The organism is Pseudomonas sp. AOB-7, assembly GCF_003696305.1.
In the GTDB taxonomy this organism is placed as follows: domain Bacteria; phylum Pseudomonadota; class Gammaproteobacteria; order Pseudomonadales; family Pseudomonadaceae; genus Aquipseudomonas.
Window position 1 is genome coordinate 1 of sequence record NZ_RFFK01000036.1, and the last position, 1,876, is coordinate 1,876.

Genomic DNA, 1,876 nt, shown 5'->3' on the forward strand with positions numbered 1-1,876 from the left:
GTGATGCGGCGCACGTCGGTGAGCACGTCGTCCAGGGTGTTGATGCCCAGGTCCGGCAGGCCCAGGGAGCCGGCGGCGACGCCGCCACCGGACAGGTAGAGGGCGCGAAAACCGGCGCGCTTGGCCAGCAGCGCATGGTTGGCGTTGATTGCGCCGATCACCTGCAACGGCGTCTCGATGGCGAGGGCCTGGCGGAAGTGCTGGCCGGGGGTCTTGGCGGAGGAGGCTGATTGCATGATTGGCCTTTGGCTGTTACGTGTCGACAATATTTCAGTTGATGGTCGAAAACTACTCATTAAAGTAGCCTTGGTCAATCGGCTGATATTAAAGTGTCGACAATCATTGAGGCTTGTCATGAAATGACAGCCATTTGTCACTAAATGAAAAGACGTCCGGCGCCGCTGTCCCTAGATTGGAGGCATGCGGCGAGGTCACCCCATCCGGCTGGATGTGTACGCCACAGCAACCGGTTATCCCCATTAAACGGAGTTCGCCATGTCTACCCCCGAAGTCTTTATCGTCAGCGCTGCACGAACCGCCATCGGCTCCTTCGGCGGCTCGCTCAAGGATGTCGCGCTGTCGCAACTGGCCACCACGGCCGTCGGCGCGGCCCTGCAGCGCGCCGGCTGCGCACCGGAGCGGGTCGGGCATGTGGTGCTGGGCAATGTGATTGCCAGCGAACCGGGCGATGCCTACCTGGCCCGAGTGGCGGCGCTGAATGCCGGTCTGCCCAAGGAAACCCCGGCCTTCAACGTCAACCGCCTCTGCGGTTCCGGCCTGCAGGCGGTGATTTCGGCGGCGCAGAGCCTGCTGCTGGGGGACACCGAGGTGGCCATCGCCGGCGGCGCCGAGTCGATGAGCCGCGGGCCCTACCTGATGTCCGCCGCGCGCTGGGGCGCGCGCCTGGGCGACATGCAGGCGCAGGACTATATGCTCGGCGTGCTGCACGACCCCTTCCAGCGCATCCATATGGGCATCACCGCCGAGAACGTGGCCGAGCGCCATGGCATCAGCCGCGAGGCGCAGGATGAGCTGGCCCTGGAGAGCCAGCGCCGCGCCGCCCGCGCCATCGCTGAAGGGCGCTTCGCCAGCCAGATCGTGCCGGTGGAGCTGAAGAGCCGCAAAGGCGTGCAGCTGTTCGAGGTCGACGAGCATGTGCGCGGCGATGTCTCCCTGGAGCAGCTGGCGGCGATGAAGACCGCCTTCAAGCAGGGCGGCACGGTGACCGCCGGCAACGCTTCGGGCCTCAACGACGGCGCCGCCGCGCTGCTGCTGGCCAGCGGCGCGGCGGTGAAGAGCGACAATCTGCGCCCGCTGGCGCGCCTGGTCAGCTATGCCCACGCCGGCGTCGAGCCCGAGCTGATGGGGCTCGGGCCGATTCCGGCAACGCGCCTGGCGCTGCGGCGCGCCGGCCTGACGGTGGCCGACCTGGATGTGATCGAGTCCAACGAGGCGTTCGCCGCCCAGGCCTGTGCCGTGGCCCGTGAGCTGGACTTCGACCCGGCGCGGGTCAACCCCAATGGCTCGGGCATTTCCCTTGGCCATCCGATCGGTGCGACCGGCGCGATCATCGTCACCAAGGCCATCCACGAGCTGCATCGGGTCGGCGGCCGCTATGCCCTGGCGACCATGTGCATCGGCGGCGGTCAGGGTATCGCCGCGATCTTCGAGCGCGTGTGAGCCGCCATGGCCGGTGCGTGCGCTGAAACCAGGCTCGAGACCCTGCGCGGCAAGGCGCTGGCGCTGTTCGCCGAGCGCGGCTTCGCCCAGGTCGGCATGCGCGAGCTGGCCCTGCACCTGGGCATGGCCGCGGGCTCGCTCTATCACCATTTCGAGAGCAAGGAACAGCTGCTGTTCGAGCTGATCGAGGAGCTCT

At 67.1% G+C, this 1,876-nt stretch carries 2 protein-coding genes and 1 pseudogene; 2 read left to right on the forward strand and 1 reads right to left on the reverse strand.

What is annotated here, in order from left to right:
- Window positions 1-236, reverse strand: a pseudogene (gene prpB / locus EA796_RS22860) (methylisocitrate lyase); the annotation flags it as partial.
- 259 nt (window positions 237-495) lie between these two features.
- Here prpB and EA796_RS22865 point away from each other — a divergent pair.
- Together EA796_RS22865 and EA796_RS22870 are read left to right on the forward strand one after the other, a co-directional pair.
- A complete protein-coding gene (locus EA796_RS22865; protein ID WP_122110282.1) occupies window positions 496-1,680 on the forward strand; it encodes an acetyl-CoA C-acyltransferase family protein in 1,185 nt (394 codons plus the stop codon).
- A gap of 6 nt (window positions 1,681-1,686) precedes the next feature.
- Window positions 1,687-1,876 (forward strand): helix-turn-helix domain-containing protein (locus EA796_RS22870; RefSeq protein ID WP_147459081.1); only part of this gene is annotated, 190 nt, incomplete at its 3' end.